This is a genomic window from Cellulophaga sp. BC115SP, from assembly GCF_009905545.1.
Taxonomy (GTDB): domain Bacteria; phylum Bacteroidota; class Bacteroidia; order Cytophagales; family Spirosomataceae; genus Flectobacillus; species Flectobacillus rivi.
Window position 1 is genome coordinate 38,969 of record NZ_JAAALB010000012.1, and the last position, 20,313, is coordinate 59,281.

A 20,313-nucleotide genomic window follows, 5' to 3' on the forward strand; every position below is an offset into this window, starting at 1 on the left:
CTAAAGCTTTCTGCGAATGCTAATACCAATATCATATTGATTACCGTTGACTCTTTGACTCAAATCCTCATTGAACCAAGATGCGCTAAGCGCTAGCGTTGTTTTTTCCTTAATTACTTTACTGTAGCCAAGATTTATTTTGAAAGTATTGAGCTTTCTTCCTCCCTCTAACAATACATTACGACTCTCGTCAGGCGAAATACCTGTTCCTATTCCAAAAGATAAGAAATCAAATGAGCCCCCAAAATAATATCGAGTTGTAAAGGTATAGCTCTGTGAAATATCGCTATTGCTCGGCACTAAAAACGCTCGCAAATTGAACCAATAATTACCGATGTACTTACCAAGTGACCCAGTGTAAATCCACGTTTCGTCAGAAAACTTTAAGTAGCGATACCCAATTTCTCCTTCAAAGCTTTTGGGTAGATTAGCGTACAGTGAAAACCCATTTCTAAAAGTTGGAAAAACAGGCAAACTAGGCGAGTAACCAAAATTGACATAAGTGTAAAAGGTTTTGCTAATGCGAGGATAGCCATCTACCTCAAACTGGACGCCATCGTCACCGAATCTTTTGGCATGAGTAACGCGACCTATAAACGAACCTACTTGTGAGCCTCTGCTAACAGAAATACTAGTCAAATGCCAAGGTTGTTCGTGTAAGGAAGAATTGTAATTTTTATCAAAATAGAAAAAATCATAGGACAAAGTCGCAAACACTTGCCTCGAATTATCTTGCATACGCGCTGCCAAAGTACGAGCTTCGGTATTCTGAGGTTCGCGTTTGATAACTCCATTAACAATTGAAAGCCCCTCATCAAATTTTTTCAAATCTTTCAAGGCTTTTGCTTTTTTCAGTAATATCTCGGTATCGTTTGGATAATAACCTAGGGTTGTTTCGCAAATACTGAGCGCCTCTTGAGGATGGTCGTTCCAATATTCTAAATCAATCATGGAACTAAGCGCTTCTTTATTTTTTGGATTAACAGAAAGTACTTGTCCTAGTTCGGCACGGGCACTATCAGTCTTGTCTGTCCAAATGTATATCCTTCCCAAAAACACTCTTATGTCTTGGTAATCAGGGCTTTTTTTGAGTGCCTGTTGGCAGTACGATACGGCAAGGGGGTAATTTTTTTGTTCAAATGCAGCGGTTCGAGCCAATTTGAAAAGCTCGTCGGAGTCAAGTGTGGGAGCTTGCGAGTAACTTTGAAAACAAAGACTCGATAAAGTAAGAAATAATAAAAGATACTTTGAGAGTAATTTCATAAAAGTAAGTTTTGAAATTGGGCAATAGTTCAAAAACTAGGTATGCTAGGAAACCCAATCATAAACATTAAAATATCAGAAATATTGCGAGAAAATGGACTCTTAATACTCTAGCAAATTTTATGCTATTATCATGATTTTTTAACGTTCAGGAAAATAAAATTACGGGCTTCCTAGCATATATCAAACATATTGCCAAAATCTTACCTAAACTTCTACTCTCAGCGCTTTGAGACCGTAGACACCTTGCATCTCTTCTAATTCGAGGTGTTCGACCTTACCAGAAAGAATATTTTTACTTTGAAGATATGTGATATAACTTACATATTCTTCAGCGTCTTTATGGTTGGCATACACCATGGCTATCTTGCCAGGCTGTGTCAATCGTTCGCCAGTGTTTTTTATTAGAGCTTTGTCGATACGCTTTTTCATAATCTCGTATCGTAGGTTATAAGCTCCTTCCGTATCAAAACGACGTTCGTCTTTTCTGAAACTAATATCAATCGGATTACTGTGAATCAAAATCAGTTGCGTAGTATGCAAAGGCACAGGCAACTGTGGGATCAAATCTTCAGTCATTTTCACAATTTTAGCCATTGAAATCAATTGCCACAATCGTAAGTTTTTCAAATACAGTGGATTAAACGGTTTATTTGGAGCTATACTTTGTCCGATATAGATATTGTATTCGACACCATCCGTTTTATACTTTTCGAAATAGTTTGGATAAGCTTCTTGCAAGATTTCTCTTTCTTCTTCCAAAAAATTATTAATCGTTGCATTGATTTTGGTCAGGCTATCCTCAAAGGCATTTCGATGTGTAAAAATATGCTGATGGAAGGGCTCAGTCTTAGCAAAATATGCTGCAATGGCTTCGCTCGCTTTGCCTTTTTCTCCTTGCAAATGTTTGAATATGGGTTGTATTTCTTCTTCAAAATAAAAGTTGATATTCATTTCTTCATCAGGTAAAATTCCTTCAGAAATTTTTTGAATAAAACCGTCATTTTTGAAATTCAATTCATCCAATAAGGGTAAAACAAATTCATTTCGTAATACCTCCAAGGTCTCCTGAATCAGTAAAAGCTGCTCCATAAAGTCTTGTTGTAAGGCTTTATTTCGTTCAATAGAAGAGTTACGAATGTCAATAGCGCCATATAGTGGATATACTTTTTCAAAAACCACATTGCCCATAGGCTGTTTGGTGGTAGCTCTATTTTTGAGATATTCCCATGCGACTTCGTTAAACTTCCACTCTACAGAAGGTTGTAAAGAGGTAAATTTTTGCTTTATCAATCGTTCTATTTTATCATCAAAATTCTTGATGTGATAGTCTAAAGCTTGTTCCAAAATTGGTAATACACTATTGATTTTATTGAGTGATTCATGCGATAATTCAGAAACACTCGCAGAGGCAATCTCCAAAACTCCAAGCATACGGTCTTGAGACTGAATCGGATACATCAAATAGCTTTTGAATCCCTGCTCAATTAAATAGCCAGCGATACTTGTCTCTTCATTGAGCAAATTAGGAATAAAAACTACATGTGGATATTGTAAAAATTTGTCATAAGCTTTTTGAAATTCTTCATAATAAATACTTGAAACTGGGGGCGTAATAAACATCGTACCACGATGATACTCATGAGCATTCACATAGGTATCATTTAGCCGCAAGTATGGAATGAGATTTACTTGGACATTAGCAGTTCCCAATAGTACTTTGATGGTTTCGCTCAAGGCGCTATAACTAACTTCTTCTTTTTCTGAAGGCATTCTGAGAACGATATTCTTCATTTCATGAAGACAAGTCTCGGCAGTTATGTCTTTAACCGTAATTAAACCAAATCCTTCAAATTCGAATTGGTTGAGCGGTAATAATCGTTGAAGGGTCTCTAAATCTATAATTTCATTTTTCCCATCACACACCAAGCCACCCTCAAGTTTTGGCAAAGGCTCTGTTCCGATGTAGTTGACATCCAAAAAGCGTTTGTCAGGCTTGATAAGGTAATGTGTTAGCAATCCCGTTTTTTTATTGAAAAAAGAATACGGTACTTCTTCATTCATATCCACCTTAATACCATAGTATTTTCCCAAAATCCATTTGTATGCATGATGCAATTTGGTACTATTGATTTTCTGGATATGCTCTGATTCTTTAACTAAAATTTTACCTGAATCTTTATCAATAAAAATATCTTCAAATGCCTCTGAATAGTAAAAAAAGCGAATATGAACAGGATAGCTAAGCGCAAAAATCTCCTTATCATTTTCAGAAAGCAATGGAAAAATAACGGTTTTGAGTAGGCTTAAAACCTCTGGATATTTCTGAAGAATCTGAGTATCATAGATGGGCTCTTGAAGTTCAGGATATTGCTCTAATTGGTTCAAGACCTCTTCGTAAATCCTCTTGAGAATCCCCTCTGAGGATTGGGCATATTCTTTTAAGAGTCGAAAAAACGGGCGAAAAGAAAGCTTGGTCGATACAAACTCCTCGACAGTTAATAAGTCTAATTCACATTCTGGTACTAGCGTGTTCATTGTTGTTGTTGCCTCTACGGCATTCCTTGCTGCGATTAATTAATTCTACCCCCACTAAACTACTCTCCTAAATCACAAAATAGATATCCTTGGCGTGATATAACTCTAAGGTAATCAACATTTTACTATTATAAAACAATAGAAAATGTAATACTATCTTTTTATAACAATCATTCATAAAATAGAGATCCTGTCTTTCACTGGCGAAAAGAAATAGGCTTTTATTTTGATTGAAATGGTTTCGAGATCTGTGTATAAATGAATAGAGCAGCTTGCTGTAAAATTTAGTTATTTTATCAAACTATAAGCCGCCACCAATCCTCTATCACACTTAAGTGGGTTTCGTAAGAATGAAACAAATGTTAACTCCAAAAAAGTTTATTTCTTGTAATTATCTTGTAATGATTATAAAAAATATTGTTAGAAGAAAAAACCAAGCTTAAAACTAATCACTTCATCTTCTGAAGAACGTCCATAAGTCAACGTTAGCACTGCCATTTGGAATGGCGAAAGCCAAATACCACCACCGTATCCATGATGCCATTTTTGAGATGTTTCATCTGGATTCCATACTCTGCCAAGGTCATTAAACGCCAACACGCCAAGATGCGCAGGGAAAAGGTACGATTTGAAAGAGAGCAACTTCAAACGTGCTTCTAAATTATGATAAAATGAGCTTCTTCCTGAAAAACGTGAACGGCGAAAACCTCTGAGGTTACTCAACCCTCCCAAAGTATTAGCCTGATAAAACTCATAATCTAACAAGTTGATTCCGCCACCAACACGAGTAGCAAAGGATAAAACAGCCGGAAGTTTGAAGGTATGATAAAATGCCAAATCAGTTTTGACATTTAAGTAATCGTCTTTATAATTATGCTCAAATGCTTTCTGAAAAGTTGCCTCTGTATTCCATTTCAAACCACGAGTGGTCATAACAGGATTATTGCGAGTATCGACAGTAAAGCCTGTACGTACACCATAAAAATCCTGTTCATCATACACTGGTGATCCTTTGGGAGCGTATTCAGCAATATATCGTTTAGCATTTTCTTTTACATTATAGCCATTAAATACAAGTCCATAATATAGTTTCAAGGGTCCCCAATTATTACTCAAAAGCACTGAGTTTTCAAGATTACTTAGTTTTACCCTGTAATATTCTATGCCCTTGGATTGGATGTATTGAGACTCGTTACTTAGACCAAAAAAGTTGTCTGTCAGCCCATCTTGCTGTAAAGTTATTTTTACTTCTAAATCTGCTTTACCTATCACATCAACGGCTTTTCCTACATAGTAAAGATTGAAGGCATTGGTTGAGAAGGCATAATTTCCTGACAAACTATGTTGCATTCGGAAAGGCGATTTTCTAAAACCTTGCTGGGTATATTGCACTCCACCACCAAGAAATAAACCATCGTCTGGGTTATAAGCCAGCGAACCTAATGGAGCTAATCTATCATACACAAAGGCAAATCTGTCTAAATCATTGATATGCTTATCGTTTTCGGTGGTATGATTAACGGTTTCTTCTCCTGCCTGAATTGTTGTGTTCTTCTTTTTGTCATAAATCAGCGTTTTGCGTGCACCTTTTTCAACTGCTGAACTATCGATAAAGGTATCTTTCCCTTTTCCTCCAATCAACCTTACTTTGATACCTTTATTTGATTTTCCGTACACATGAAATACGTCTTCTCCGTCCATTCCCCAGATACGAATTTCTTTGGTATCTTTTGGGTCAAAAACTCTTTGATACAATAGTGTTCCTTGTTTTCCCTTTTTAGTTTGGTCAAATAGCTTTACACTCGTATTGCCGTCGGCGAGGCGCTCGATGTCGATAATTTCGTCTTTGTCCGAAGCCACAACATCTACTTCTTTCGCTAAAAATTTATAGTACTCTGAAGCATAAGCCAATAAATCCTTTTTGCGTTGCTTAAGCTTAGCTGCTATCTCAGAGGTAAATGGGTCATTATTGGGTAACTTTTTAATAGATTCATCAATCAATGAATCTGAAATACTTTTTTGTAATAAGCTAGCTGTTTCTTGCCAATCTTGTTGGGATAATTGCGTTAAAAATGCTCTATCAACGTATCTTGCATTGAAGTTGAACGTATTTACATCTCGAATTTTATAATCAAACCCTTGTACTTTAGGCAGTATCCATTTGCGAGATACAATCTTTGGTAAAACTCCTTGACTTACAAAAAAAGCTTGGTCACGGTCGCGTGGAATAGCCTTATAAACTGTATGTTTTCCTTCATCAAAAGCAGCCCATCGCCATTGGTCATCATGACGATCCCAGTCTCCAATGAGCATATCTAATAATCTAGCTCGAAGTAAGGCTTTTTGGTCTATGACATTTTTATTGTCTTGGTCTAATTTATCAAAAAGTTTTAGGGTCGAATAGGTCTTTTTTGCACCTGCAAAACCCTCATCTGGTCGCTCTTCAAACAAGGCTAATTGTCCTGCAAAAAGTCGTTGATATGGACCAAGAATAGTATCGTTAGGTAATCTAACCAAGCGTGGATTGGTATGCAAGACTCCAGCAGCTTCAGCCAAGGAAGGAATCGTTAGGGCTGCAAATGGGTGTGATGCTGAAATTTGGTCACCAACTATATCAACGGTAAATTTGCTACGAATTGCCTCAGGGACAGCACTTTCTGGATATTTCTCCACTGAGCGAGTTACATACTGATTTTCATCCTTACCTGCATATCGGAGCGATAAGGTCTGTTGTCCTCCCCCACGTTGAATGACTTTTAATCCTCCTTTTTCATGTGTCAAATCCAACACAGGCGCTTGTACAGGACTAGTCCAAATACTACGATAGTTTTTTCCTAAAAGCCATTCTTTAAATTTATTAGCTTTAAATTTAGGATTAGGAATGGTTTGTTGGTTCGATTGTACAACTAATTCTTGATATGGCTTTTTCTTGAACTCTAAAACTTTTTCATAAAGAAGCTGACCGTTGGCATCCCAGAAATAAATTTTGGAGGTACCATCTGATAGCCAGTCTAATTGTGCAAATCCTTTGGTAGCAGCAGCAAAATAAGAATCTTTCCCTTTTTTGACAGGCGTCGTTTTAGAGCCAGCACCAGAAGTAATATAGTAAAGAGAATCTTTTTCGATTAACTGAAGCGTATGTTCGTGTCCGTTGGCATAAACTACGTTGGGATATTGTGACATGATACGTACCATTCCTGTTCGCATCTCTTTGTACACAGGATTAGGAATATCCTGAATATTGCCAATCCAAGAACGGTACAAAGGATAAATAGAACCTAAAATCGGCAAAGGAATATTGAGTCCTAGCTCGTTGAAAGGTAAAATATGAGATTTGAAAGGGTAATATCCGCCATGCAAACTATAAGAATACATGGGATGATGACCTGCCACTACTACCTTTTTATGTCTGTTACGATACAAAATATCGTCTAAGGCTGTCAACAGACCTGTAAGGGTTTTTACTTCACAATCAGAATTTTCATCAGGTTTTTTCCAAGGATGCAAATACCATTGCGTATCCAACAAAACTAGGGTCTGATTGTCAGAAAGTGGTATTTCTTGAGGTGTTGGGCAACCACCTTTTGGGAAAAAAACGGCTGGATTTTGGAGATATTCTGTGACAAATTTTTCTTGAGCAATAATCTCTGTCCATCCATTTTTCCCCCCTTGTTCCCAATCATGATTTCCAGGAATAATATAACCCGTTCCTGTATGAGATTTAATTACATCTAATTGTGCTTTCAGACGGTCTTCAGCATCTTTTCTGTCAGGATGTTCTTCATCGACCATGCCTTTGGGGTAAATATTATCCCCTAAAAAGACCACAGAGCTATTTTTCCCTTTCAATTTTAATTTTTCTGAAAGTGTATTCAAAACAGCATCTTTACCATGCGTGTCGGGTTCGCCTGCATCACCGATAAGAAACAAAGAAAATTCAACTTTAGGTGCAGTATTCTGCGCCAAAAGTTGAGTTGAATAAGATAGGAAGAGAAGTATGCAAAAAAAACGAGTTTTCATCATAAGAAATTATCAAGCAGTAGTGTGCGTAAATCAAAATCCAATCGTGAGATTTCCAGTAACAGCATAGCCATTATACACTGGAACAAACGATACGTTGGAAGGTAACTTTGGAGCAATTTGTTTTTTGATCCAAGGGTAAATAATATACGAAGCCTTGGCAGAAAGAATTCCAATACCTGCACCAACCAATACATCAGACAACCAGTGACGATTGTTTAACATCCGAAAAGTACCCGTAGCAGTAGCGACGGTATAACCCCCAATCGTGTACCAAACACTTTGGTCGCCATATTCGGTGGCCAAAACCGTTGCTCCAAAAAAAGCATTAGCGGTATGCCCCGAAGGAAACGAATCATTACTCGAATCATCAGGACGAGTTGTATTGGTTATCTTTTTTAATCCAAAAACAGTCCCTAACATAATACCTGTGCCTAAAACAATGATTCCTCCTTTATCGACAAAAGTATTTTTGCCTTTGACACCCACTAAACTCAAACCCATGGCAGCAGCTTGGGGTGTAAACTGCAAGTAATCGTCGGCATGAGTTCTGAAACTAGATAGATATTTGGTATGCCATTCTTTTTGTTCAGCTTTGGTACTATTATTAATAAACACCATTCCCGTACCAATCAGGATACCTGGTGCAATCATTTCTTTAGCAGTAATTAAGGGTTTTGAACTATCAGAAGTTTGCTTTTGAGCGCAAGTAATTTTTGGTAAAAAAAGAAAGCTGATAAACACCAGCCTAAAGGATTTTTTGAACATAGAAATGAAATTTTAGTCAATGGCAAGGTCAATAAGCTGGAAAACATCATACTGAGCATTGAGTGTTTAGTTTATCAGCCATTCGCACAATTGTTTTTAAATCTATTCAAACTTTGAACTGTTTGCATTAAAAAATTAACCTCAAAGGAATGAACGTTACTTATGTTGCTGCAACATGGTAGCTACCCCAAATGCGAGAATAGAAGCCACAAAACCAAACATGAAAATGTTGTAAGCAATACGTAACAACTTATACTTTTTACCAAGTACCTTCCCAAGGAAGTAAATATCACGCGTCATAGAGGCATACAGAAACTCCGAGTCGTTCATCATTTCTTTCATACCAGCCTGATAATCTTCTAATTCCATTTCATGAAAATTACCAAAAAACAACAAATTGGCACTACGGTTGGCTATATCCTCTTTTGAAAATTTACCTTTCGTTACGTTAGGGATAGTAGCTAATACTGCAAAAACCGTAGCCAACAAACATACCGTAGTAATCATGATAGTAGGGATAACCAGATAGGTATTCTCCTCTAATTTTCTCATCAATATACTGACAATCAAAGAAATAACAATCGTGTTGACCGAAATCATGATGTTTGCCTTATTATCAGCCATTGAAGAAAGTTGGAAGTGATTAGCAGAGGTAGTTCTAAACATGGTTTCGATGCCACGATCAGGGCGTCTTACCTTTGCTTCTGCCTCCTTTTCCTTTTCTTTCTCTTTATTTTCTTTTTTAGCTTGTTTCAACTCTTCCAATTTATCCTTGAGGAGACTTATATTTTTTTGTTTTCGAGGCTCCAAAACTTTCTTTCCATAAGCGGTAAAATAGTGATGTTCTTCCATGAAAGTTAGCGTTTTCTTCAGCCAATCTTTCTCAGACAAAGACATTTTAGTAAAGCAAATTTCGGTACGAAGATGTTCGGTTTTTTCTAAGAAATTTTCAGAAGCTAAATGCGACAAATCTGCATCACACAAAATCATCTGCTTGTGTGAATGTGGGCTTTGCGGCATTCGGGTTGCTCCGATATAAGTTGAAATTTTCTGTATTTGCTTTTCTGTACACTCGATTTTGGCAAGAAATTCCTGAGAAAGCGCAATACTATGTGTCTCATGATCATCGAAACTCACAGAATAACCAATATCGTGTAGCCAAGCCGCCATCAAGAGGTTTTCGAGTGCTTTATCTTTAACACCTTCTTCTTGGGCTATTTCTTTGGTGGCTGCCACTACGGCTTCGGTATGTTGAGCATTGTGGTAACAAAACTGAGGCGGTAGTTGTGACAACACCGATTCGGCATATTGTTGTACTAAGTTGAGTTTTTCGGTATGCATAAAGGCAATTGCAACACGATTACAGTGTTTTTTTCAAGTAAAAAGTCCCAAAAGGAATTAAAGATAATAAGAATGCCAACATCGCTTTACGTAAGGTCATTCCTACTTGAATAATCATGGCTAAAATAGTTGCCACAAATGCAACAAACAGGACTCCATGAATGATACCTCCAATTGTAACGAGTTCTCGTTTAGCTAAAATGTATTTGACTGGCATTGCCACAAATAACAAAAACAAATAGCTGTAGCCTTCGATTTTTCCAATGACAAGGAACGCTCTGATGATATTAGCGGATAAGGAAGTTTTTTCTGACATAATTTAATTAAGCTTTTGTAAACAACTATCAAAAGTGATGTAACAAAGTAAATTCAGAACTTTGGAGAGTACTTACATTTCTTCAACTCAATATTGAGAAATTTCGTTTCAAAAGCCTATGATTTAGCAAAATACACAATAAAAGTTGTGCCTTTATCAACTTCACTTTGTACATCTATTTTTCCACCAAGCGCTCTAATTTGAGAACTTACGATGTAAAGTCCTAATCCTTTGCTTTCTGGATAATCATGAAAACGCTGATAAAGCCCAAAAATTTTACTTCGGTGCCGCTTCAAATCAATCCCAATGCCATTATCTGCAAAATGAAGCTCTACGTAATTCGGTGTGTCTTTGGTAAACACCTGTATTTCAAGTGGTCGCTTCAATGAACGATACTTTAGGGCATTTGTTAATAAATTTAATAAAATACTTTCAAGATATGATGAATCGAAACTAACACTGCCTGCTGCACTAAAGTCTGTTTGCAATGAAGCGTTTGCTTCTCGAATTTGATACCCAACAGAAGATTTTACTTTGTCAAATTCGGTTGTCAAACTCAAGGGTTTTTTCTCTAAATTCACTTGATTTTTAATTACCAACACATCCAATAGATCATTGATAGTTTGATTGAGTAAGTGAGTGGACTCTTTAAATTTCTCAAGTAATTCTAAGGTCATTTCGTCGCGTATTGACTCAGGTTCTACCAAATCCAAAATACCCATTAAATTAGATAATGGCGCGCGTAAATTATGAGAGGTAATAAACGTAAACTGCTTTAAATCAGTATTACTGTCGGTCAATTCCTTAATCAAAACCTCTCGCTCTGCTTCAGCTTTTTTACGTGCTGAAATATCTCTAAATACTGAAATGGCATGCGTAAACTCACCTTTGGCATCGGGCACTGGTACCACCTCCAAACTTGCCCAAAATTGTTCACCATTTTTGCGATAAACAACAATTTCTACTTCTTCATGCTTCCAGTTTTTAATGGCATCTTCAATTTTGGCAAGAGCTTCCAAATCCGTTTTTTCACCAACTAGCATCATCGTTGGATTAGCTTTTATTTCACTTGGATCAAACCCAGAAAGTCGCAAAAAGGCAGCGTTATAGTAAACCGCACGATGACATGCGTTCTCGACGTTTGGCTCAGTAATCACAATGGCATCATTGCTATTCGTAATCACAGATTCACGCAAACGTAACTGTAATTCTTCTTCTTTTTGCTGAGTAATATCACGTCCTGAGGCAAATATGAGTTTTTCGTCAGGCAAATAAGTAACCGACCAAGAAATCCAACGAACACTTTGATCTTTGGCGATAAAGCGATTTTCCATCACCGACACCGAAGCCTTTTCCTGAATACCACGAAGTACCTCAAACGTTTTTTGTTTGTCTTCAGGATGTACAAAATCTAATACATCATGTCCATTGATTTCATGAGTATCATAGCCCAAAACACGTAAAAAAGCATTATTGATTCTGACAAAAAAGCCATCGAGTGTAGCAATGCCGAGCAAATCGTTGCTCAACAAGAAGAAGTGATTAAGCATTTCGTCAGCATTCCGCTTCTCAATTTCGGCCCCCAATTGCTTACATACTTCACCCAAAAAAGTCAAAATACTCTCATCGACTTGGTGGTTGGCCTTACTAAAAAACACCATCCAACCAATATGCTTTTCATCGTAGGTAATAGGAATAGAAATAGCGGAGTGAATACCTATTTTATCTGAAACATTGGTTCGTTGAAAATCCTTCATATCATGAAGATTATTCAACCAAATAGGCGTTAAACGATTACGACTATTATTATATACAGTTTGAGTAAGATTTATTTCTTTCTGTAAAAATGGCTCGACCATTTCTTGCAAATGCTCAAATTCGGCAGTATAACTATACGTTTGTAATCGGATATATTCTTTTTGATAATCGGTCATCCAGATTTCAGAATGTTCCCAACCCAAGTAATTTCGGATTGTTTCGAGACAAGCATTGAGCCCTTTAGTCAAAGATGGGGCATTCCTAAACAATTCTAAACCATGTACTAAAATTCGTTTTTCCTCTTCTGCTCTTACTTTTTCAGTAACATCACGAATCAACATTTGCGTAGCCTTTCGTCCAGCAAAGTCGATAGGATAGGCTGTAACTTCTACAATGATTTTTTCGTATCCTGCTTTTAAATGTACTTGTAAAAGACTGTTTTTTAAGGTTAAAGATTCTCTTTGCATGGCTTTAGGACAAATATCTTCCATGCACATTTCTAAAAACTCTTCTCGGTCATAACCATAATGATGAATAGCCGCAGGATTTACTTCTAAGAATTCCATTGTAGCACTATCATAAATCCACATTGGATTGGGGTTATTATCAAAAATTTGACGATAGTTATATTCGGAAATACGCAACTTTTCCTGCGAAACCTTGCGCTCAGTTATATCCATCATAGTACCCAACATCCTTACAGGCACATCGTTGTCATCATAAATTACCGAACCACGATCATGTACATAGAAATATTCACCCGAACCATTTTGAAAACGATATTCATATTCCCAGAATTTGGTACTTCGAGAAAGTAAATGGGCTTTGATAACCGTTTCCACGGCAATAATATCTTCTGGATGGACTCTTTCGCCCCAAAAGCTAAAATCTGAGGTAAAAGATTTTTCCTCATAACCATGTGTATGCAAGAATGTATCACCTGAGCGTACGACTTCGTTATTGGACAAATTGACATCCCACACGACCCCAATGGTCGCATTCGACACCATGGTATAGCGTTCGTTGCTTTGTTTTATTCTTTCAAGATTACGCTTACGCTCGATACTATATCTAATCGTTTTTGAAAGCAATTTAGACTCTAATTCACCTTTTATCAGATAATCCTGCGCACCATTGATGATTGCTTCGGTGGTAGTTTGAGTATCCTCCATACCCGAAAGTACAACAATTGGAATATGGGCAGCCATTTTATTCAAATCTATAATAGACTGAATACCAATGCTATCAGGCAAAGACAAATCCAAGAATACTAAATCATAATCGGCATTGGACAACGCTTGTTTAGCCTCAGCTACCGATATGACGTTCTGAACCTCCTTTACATCTAGCCCTGTATCGTGTAAATACTCCTCAAAAAGTATATAATCTCCGAGGTTGTCTTCTACAACGAGTATCCTCAATTGCTGTGGTCTTATAGTAATCATGGTGGTGATATAGTTAATACAAAAGAGTGAATTACGCACAAAGCCAAAAGGCCTATACGAAATTAGTTGCTTACCATTTTCTCTTTTTACAAGTTTGTCTCAATAAACTTGGGCTTATTTTTGGGTAATGTAAATTTAAAAGCACTGCCCTCTCCGACTGTACTTTCAACCCACATTTTTCCTCGGTGGCGTTCAACGATTTTTTTACAAATCGCTAGACCAATACCTGTTCCAGAATATTCTGTTTTGTTATGTAGCCTTTGAAAAATGATAAAAATCTTTTTGAAATATGCAGAATCTATACCAATTCCGTTATCTCTGAAAGAAAAAATCCAATCATTTTCAGTTTCCTCTAATTCAATCTGTATAACAGGGTCTTTTTCTCCTCGATATTTGAGTGCATTTCCAATTAAATTCTGAGCCAATTGAAGTAATTGTACCCTGTTCCCATCTATAATGGGCAATTTACTAACTAATACAGTAGCGTGTTCTTTTTTGATTTTTTCATCATAAATCTGAATTACTTCCGTCATAACTTCATTCAAATCTACCAGAACAAATGCCTCACGGTTAGTGCCAACTCGCGAATATTCCAGCAAATCAAGGATCAGTTGTTTCATTCGCTCAGCACCATTTACTGCAAAATAAATGTATTTTTTTGCTTGGTCATCGAGCTGAGCGTCATACTTTTTCTGTAAAAGTTGTAAGAAACTACTTACCATACGCAAAGGCTCTTGAAGGTCATGCGATGCCACATAAGCAAATCTTTCTAATTCTTCATTAGAAGCAACCAGTTCAATAGCTCTTTTTTCTAGTTCAAGATTTAATTCATTTAACTTCAATTCAGTCTGTTTCAAGGGCGAAACATCTTGAATTGCCCCAATCATTCGTATAGCATGATTGTTTTCATCATAAAGCGTAAAACCTCTGTCATACACAAACTTATAGGAATCGTCGGCACATAGGATACGGTATTCATCTTCCCAGTGGAGTTTTTTATCGACCAAATGTTTACGCAAACTATGATTAACTCTTGTAGCATCATCGGGATGTACCTTCGACAGCCACCAATAATAATCTCCTGTAATTTCTTGTAGCGAATAACCTAATATCTGGTTCATACTATCGCTCCATAAAATTTCATTGGTATCAAGATCTAAATCCCAAATCAAATCGTTGGTGGCTTTGGCGACCAAATTATAGCGTTCATTACTTTCTCGTAGCGCCAATTCGGCGAGCTTACTTTCCATGATGAGCGTTACCACTCGTTTCACATTTTCGAGTGCGACTTCTTCTTCTCGAGAAGGCACTCTCTCATCGTTGAAAAAATAGGCCAATACGCCAATGATTTTATTACCTGCACCAACAATTGGCATCGACCAACAAGCTTTGATTCGCTGGGCTCGAAGCATTTCAACTAAAGGTTGCCATTGAGGCATGAGGGCAAGGTTTTTTACAAATTGTTTATGTGGAAAAAACAAGCTCGTATATTCACCGTCATCGTTTGGTCTTGTATTAAAACCAAAGGTCTCGATAGAGGTAATCAAGTTTTCATCCAAACTCGAATCTACTAGCATTTTTAAATCATTGCCCACCACTTGCCATGCCGTAATGAAAGTGCTTCCTTGTAGCTCTTGTACCTCGTTGATATAATATTCCAAAACTTGTGCTAAAGTAGAGTCCTGTGAAGTATTATATTCTAAAGCTGCTTTTTCAATTCGGTCAAGTTGCTCCTTTAATTTTTGCTCAGTAACATCTCTAAAAAAGATAGAAAGACCATTTTCAGAAGGGTAAGCATTGATATGAAACCATCTTCTGCCTGGCGCATAATAATCATCAAATGATACCGAAACATTTTCTTCGATAGCACGGGTATATTCAGAATAATAACTCAAAGGAGCTCCATGCCCAAAAGTGTCCCAAAGATTTTCGTTAATTAAGAAATTACGACTCATTCCTAAAAGTCTTTCAGCTTCTGCATTCATATAAGTTACTGTATATTTGTGATTTACAGCAAAGAATCCATCGGTAATACTTTCAAGAATATTGGTGATTTGAACATTGTATTGTTCCAAATCTCGTTCATGTTTCTTGCGTTCTGAAATATCCGTAAAGATGGTAAACAAGGACACTATCTGATTATTTTCGTCGGCAATAGGTCCTGCGCTCACATAATAGTCTATCCAATCTTCTTCTTTATCATAAATCACAACGTCTTGACTAACATGTTGTCCTCTTAAAACCGTATCAAAAATATTTTGGGCAAGAGGCTCTTCTACAAGTGGAATTTTTTTGTCAACTATATCCGTAAAATCTCCCGCAAATTCATGGAAAGATTTGTTGACATAGATGGGCTTTCCTTCGGGGCTCCACAAACACACCAAGTCTTTCATATTGTCGAGCAAGTGCTTGTACAAACTTAAGTGTTGGTCGCTGTGTTTTTTCTCAGTAATATCCTTAGCAGCGGCAATTACCCTATCTTGTTCTTTGATAGAAGCGACTGTCCATGCCAACCAGCGGACTTCACCATCTTCTTTGAGTATCCTATTTTCAAAATATCCTACTTGACGAGTTTGAGCCAATAAGGAAATTTGTTGTTGAGTATTTGCTTGATCATCTTCATGTATATAATCAAAAACAGATCTGCCCATGAGGGAGTGCTCAGTACCATAAAGCCATTCGGTGGCCACTTTATTGAGCTTGGTAAAACAAAAATCTGCATCAAGCATACATAGAAAATCTGGCGATGAGTTAAAGAAAATATTGAGCTCGTCTTCAGCTTTTCGTCTTGATAAGTCCACCCCAATTTGTCTTGAAACGTTATCAAAGAAATCTGTATCGTTTGATATATGCTCCTCTGTAGAGTAAAAGCTGAAAACCGCTATAACTTGACCACGAAACATAATGGGCAACGCCACACCCGAACGACACTCTAGCTTTTCGATGATACGTTTTTCGGTAGAAGGAATAAAACCATGTGATAAGTCCCATTCCTGAATACGCTGGGTAGCCCATGCCATACCAGGCAAAAACTCTCCTCGTTTGAGGTCTTGAAACGCCAGTCCTGTAAAATCTAGGGCCACAGACTCATCCGCAAACCAGTTGGTATGAAGATTAAGCTTAGAATGATTAAGGTTGAGCATCCAAGCTTCAGCATAGTCGCAGTCTAGGTAATAAGCTAAAATCCTGAGAGACTCATAAATAGCTACCTGAAGATTTTCTATTTCATTAAGTTTTCGAGAAATCGTCCAAAGATGTTCTTGCTCTAATTCTTTTTTGACTGAATCAGTTATATCACGGCTTACTCCTACCACACCAATCACCTCTCCACTGGTATCACGAAGAGGCACTTTGTTGGATAACAACCATTTGATTTGTCCTGATTTAGTCAGAAAATACTCTTTGATATTTGTTACAGCATTGCCCGAAGACATTACATATACCTCTTGTTCTCGAAGCAAATTGGCACTACTTTCTTCCAATAAGTTTAAGCCTGATTGATGCAGTAAATCGTCCTCTTTGGTGACACCAAATAAATCTAAGCCAACTTTATTAACCAATAAATGACGATGGTCGGTGTCTTTGTAGTAGATATACGCAGGAATATTATCGATAACAATCTTCAAAAAGTTACGTTCCTGCAACAGACTCAGCTCTATTTGCTTGCGCTCAGTAATATCTTGCGAAGTTCCTTTTATACCTATACCTTGCCCCAATTCGTTGGTGATTAATTCTCCACGTTGGTGCATATAACGTATTTCACCTGTAGGCATCACAATACGATGTTCGATATTTAATCGTTCCTTTCGTATACAAACCTGATTGTAAGCTGTCATAAAGTCATTTACATCATCAGGATGAATACACTGTAAAAAGGTGTTGAAAGTTGCCTTGAATGATTTTTTATCTAATCCAAATAGCGAAAATAGCTCATCAGACCAGACTAAATGATTTTGTGTGAGGTCTAATTCCCAACTTCCTATTCGTGCAATTTTTTGGGCATCCGTAAGATTCTTCTCGCTTTTCAATAATTGCTCTTCTACCCCTTTGAGTTGAGAAATATCCGACAATGTTCCAATCACTCTCGTAGGTTCATTTTGGGCATTTCGCTCCATTACCACTCCCCTATCCAACACCCAGATATAATGGTTTTGTTTGTGCTTGAAACGGTAGATTTCTTCAAAATACTGGCTTTCATCGTTGATTAATTGCTTTGTCGACTGCATAACCTTTGCATAGTCGTCAGGATGTACTCGAGAAGACCATTCGTCATAGGAGTCATCTATCTCATTTTCCTGATAGCCAATCAGTTCTTTCCAAATTTTTGAATAATGCACTTTTTGTTCTGATACCCGCCAGTCCCAAACGCCTTGCTGACTACCTTCTAACGCACGTTTCCATTTTTGTTCATTGGCTAAAATCGCTTGGGAGGTCTCGAAGCTACTCGTAATATCTTTCGCAATGCCATATACACCTTGCAAATGCCCATTGAGCAAAATAGGCATAGAGGTAAGATGAATCCTTTTTTGTGTTCCTGTACGTGTATGAATATCGATTTCTATACTTTGAGAAGTTCCTTCAAGTGTCTTTTGTAAAACTTCTTGAAGATTTTCTGAAAATGATAATGCCGAAAAATTACTTACTTGACATTTTAGAAGTGTATCAATAGGAAACTCCAAAATGTCGGCTAAAGCCATATTGACAGAAGTAAATTTCCCTTCAAAATCCAAAGAAAATACGCCATCAGGATTTTGATCAAAAAGAGACTGATAACGCTGTTGATTTTCAAGAAGAATCTGTTCTGTTTGCTTTCTAGAAGTAATATTGTTCATTAGGACTGTTATCCCAATCACCTCATTTTGAGCATCATAAGAAGGGTTGATGCTTATTTCAAATATATTTTCGGTTCCAGATATATCCATTTTTCGCTCTAAGACAGTACTTTTTCCTAGAATGGCATCATGGAAGAATATATCACAATCGACGAGGTTTGCCTCACTACAAATTGTATAAGGGAGTGGCACGCCTATTTGGGGTTCGGTACCAGCTTTTTGTAACCAGAAGCTTCTGAAAGCTCCATTGTATTTTAGTAAACAAAAAGATAAATCCAAAGAAAAAACACCATAAGGAATATTCTCAACCAATGAGGTTAATTCTGCTTCACTTTTGATAAGCGATTGTTCAAGGCGCTTTTCATAAGTAAGATTCGTTGAAAAAATGGCAATACCATTAGAAGCTGGGAAAATTCTGTTCTGAAACCAAGTATTCCAAGGCGTAAAGTAATTGACAATCACCTTCATTTGGCGATTATTCATCACATCTTGACATGTCTCCTGAAATGGTCCACTCGAGAATTCGGGAAATGATTGCCATACATTTTTACCAATCAACTGGTCAACAGTTGTCTGAATAGAACTTGCTAGTTGTTCGTTGGCATAGGTAATAATCCAGTCTTGGTTAATAACCACAAAGCCGTCGGATATTCCCGCCAAAAGGTCATAGGCAAAATTTCCAGATTCCTCAGTATTAATGGTTTGTAAATCCTGCGTGCCAATTTTCATGGCACGAATAATGCCCATCAACACCTCTTCTTTTCCATTTGCTAAATTTGAGTTGGCCAGATTCCAATGTGCCGAAACTTCCAACCAAAGATTCTCTCCAAGTTCGTTGGCTTGGAGTACCACTTCAAAGCCCTTTTTGGTACTAACTGCCTTAGATAGATGCCTTTTTAGCACTTCTTTTCCTAAATCTGAAAAAATATCCTCTAACCTATTACCAATCTGATAATCAGACCAATAATTGATAATGTTATCCGAAAAAACAAATTGTTGTGTCCTTGGAAAATACTCCCAAATACATAGCTCCGCAAGCGAATCAATAAAGAAATCATGTGGTTCGGTGAGTTCTTCATCGGGTATACGCGTAGGAGTTTGACTCCCTTTTACCTTGAGGGTTTCCAGTATTTCACGAAATTGCTCAGTGAAATGAGGGAGTTGTTCGATAGAAGCAGTGGGCAATTGTTCAACCAGAAATTCAAGTTGAGAAAGCGTTTTTATCATTCGAATTGGGCAGCTATGAAATTCAAAGGTAAGTAATAAAGTTAGTGAGCAAAATTAAAATCATTTTACCCGCAGTAGGCTTTATGCTTAAATATGCTTCTGAGGAAAGAATGAAAATATTTTGCTTAATGCCTATAGCTTATTGCCAAAGGCATTTCAATTTTTCACCTGTGTGAATACAAACAAGCATAAAACCTCACAGTCATCGATTGGGTGATGAACACCGTGACGCCATTATGACAAACACATTTATTCGTATAGTTCGAATGACTTAGGTAGAGATATGTATCTACTATATCCGAAAATTAGTGTTAAATAGCTTTTAAATTTACTCAATAATATTTAAGCTACGCAGTAATTTCAAGATAAATAAACGAAAGGCTAATTTAGGCGCTGAATATTAATTTACTCTTTAAGAATAATCGTAGTTGCAGAGATTTTATTTTGAAGAATTTGTATCCTAAAATTGGAGTGTTGGGCGGACACTCTTTCAAGATACCATTAATGCCATTGATGGCACATTTTCATTAGAATGACTCTTCATTGCTATTGAATGCTACAGTCATAAGCTCACTTTCTGAATGTTCTTTTTCGAAAACTATCTCATCGGATAAATTTAGAGAAATTTGCGGCTCTTCATCTTCCATAAGACTGTTTAGGTTTGAAATTATATGAGACTTAAACTGTTTTAATTCTAACTGACTTAGAATTTTCATAAGATTTGTGGACATTAAATTAGTGACAATCTGTAGTTGGGAACGTGTTACAATGGTTTGACTTCCAGTCAGAACCTAACGACAGATTT

At 37.0% G+C, this 20,313-nt stretch carries 8 protein-coding genes; all 8 read right to left on the minus strand.

What is annotated here, in order from left to right; genetic code table 11:
* Complete coding sequence (locus GVN22_RS11410; RefSeq protein WP_166551155.1) at positions 1-1,263, minus strand: YaiO family outer membrane beta-barrel protein; 1,263 nt, start codon at positions 1,261-1,263, stop codon at positions 1-3.
* A gap of 207 nt (positions 1,264-1,470) precedes the next feature.
* Complete coding sequence (locus GVN22_RS11415; protein WP_166551156.1) at positions 1,471-3,801, minus strand: GAF domain-containing protein; 2,331 nt, start codon at positions 3,799-3,801, stop codon at positions 1,471-1,473.
* Between the two features lie 420 nt (positions 3,802-4,221).
* Positions 4,222-7,767, minus strand: coding sequence for a BamA/TamA family outer membrane protein (locus tag GVN22_RS11420; protein ID WP_166551157.1), 3,546 nt, complete (start codon positions 7,765-7,767; stop codon positions 4,222-4,224).
* Between the two features lie 87 nt (positions 7,768-7,854).
* The gene (locus GVN22_RS11425; protein WP_166551158.1) at positions 7,855-8,589 is read right to left on the minus strand and encodes a phosphatase PAP2 family protein; all 735 of its coding nucleotides are present in this window, start codon (positions 8,587-8,589) and stop codon (positions 7,855-7,857) included.
* 156 nt (positions 8,590-8,745) lie between these two features.
* On the minus strand, positions 8,746-9,930 hold the full coding sequence (locus GVN22_RS11430) for a Pycsar system effector family protein (protein ID WP_166551159.1): 1,185 nt from the start codon (positions 9,928-9,930) through the stop codon (positions 8,746-8,748).
* Positions 9,931-9,949: 19 nt separating this feature from the next.
* On the minus strand, positions 9,950-10,246 hold the full coding sequence (locus GVN22_RS11435; RefSeq protein WP_166551160.1) for a DUF3817 domain-containing protein: 297 nt from the start codon (positions 10,244-10,246) through the stop codon (positions 9,950-9,952).
* 116 nt (positions 10,247-10,362) lie between these two features.
* Positions 10,363-13,449: a PAS domain S-box protein gene (locus tag GVN22_RS11440; protein ID WP_166551161.1), complete on the minus strand. Its 3,087-nt coding sequence runs from the start codon at positions 13,447-13,449 to the stop codon at positions 10,363-10,365.
* Positions 13,450-13,535: 86 nt separating this feature from the next.
* Positions 13,536-19,508, minus strand: a complete 5,973-nt coding sequence (locus tag GVN22_RS11445; protein WP_166551162.1) for a PAS domain S-box protein — start codon at positions 19,506-19,508, stop codon at positions 13,536-13,538.
* Positions 19,509-20,313 lie beyond the last annotated feature (805 nt).

Coding starts and splice junctions, on each gene's coding strand:
- GVN22_RS11425 (WP_166551158.1), bottom strand. CDS start 8,589: ATGTTCAAAAAATCCTTTAGGCTGGTGTTTATCAGCTTTCTTTTTTTA.
- GVN22_RS11435 (WP_166551160.1), bottom strand. CDS start 10,246: ATGTCAGAAAAAACTTCCTTATCCGCTAATATCATCAGAGCGTTCCTT.
- GVN22_RS11430 (WP_166551159.1), bottom strand. CDS start 9,930: ATGCATACCGAAAAACTCAACTTAGTACAACAATATGCCGAATCGGTG.
- GVN22_RS11410 (WP_166551155.1), bottom strand. CDS start 1,263: ATGAAATTACTCTCAAAGTATCTTTTATTATTTCTTACTTTATCGAGT.
- GVN22_RS11415 (WP_166551156.1), bottom strand. CDS start 3,801: ATGAACACGCTAGTACCAGAATGTGAATTAGACTTATTAACTGTCGAG.
- GVN22_RS11445 (WP_166551162.1), bottom strand. CDS start 19,508: ATGATAAAAACGCTTTCTCAACTTGAATTTCTGGTTGAACAATTGCCC.
- GVN22_RS11440 (WP_166551161.1), bottom strand. CDS start 13,449: ATGATTACTATAAGACCACAGCAATTGAGGATACTCGTTGTAGAAGAC.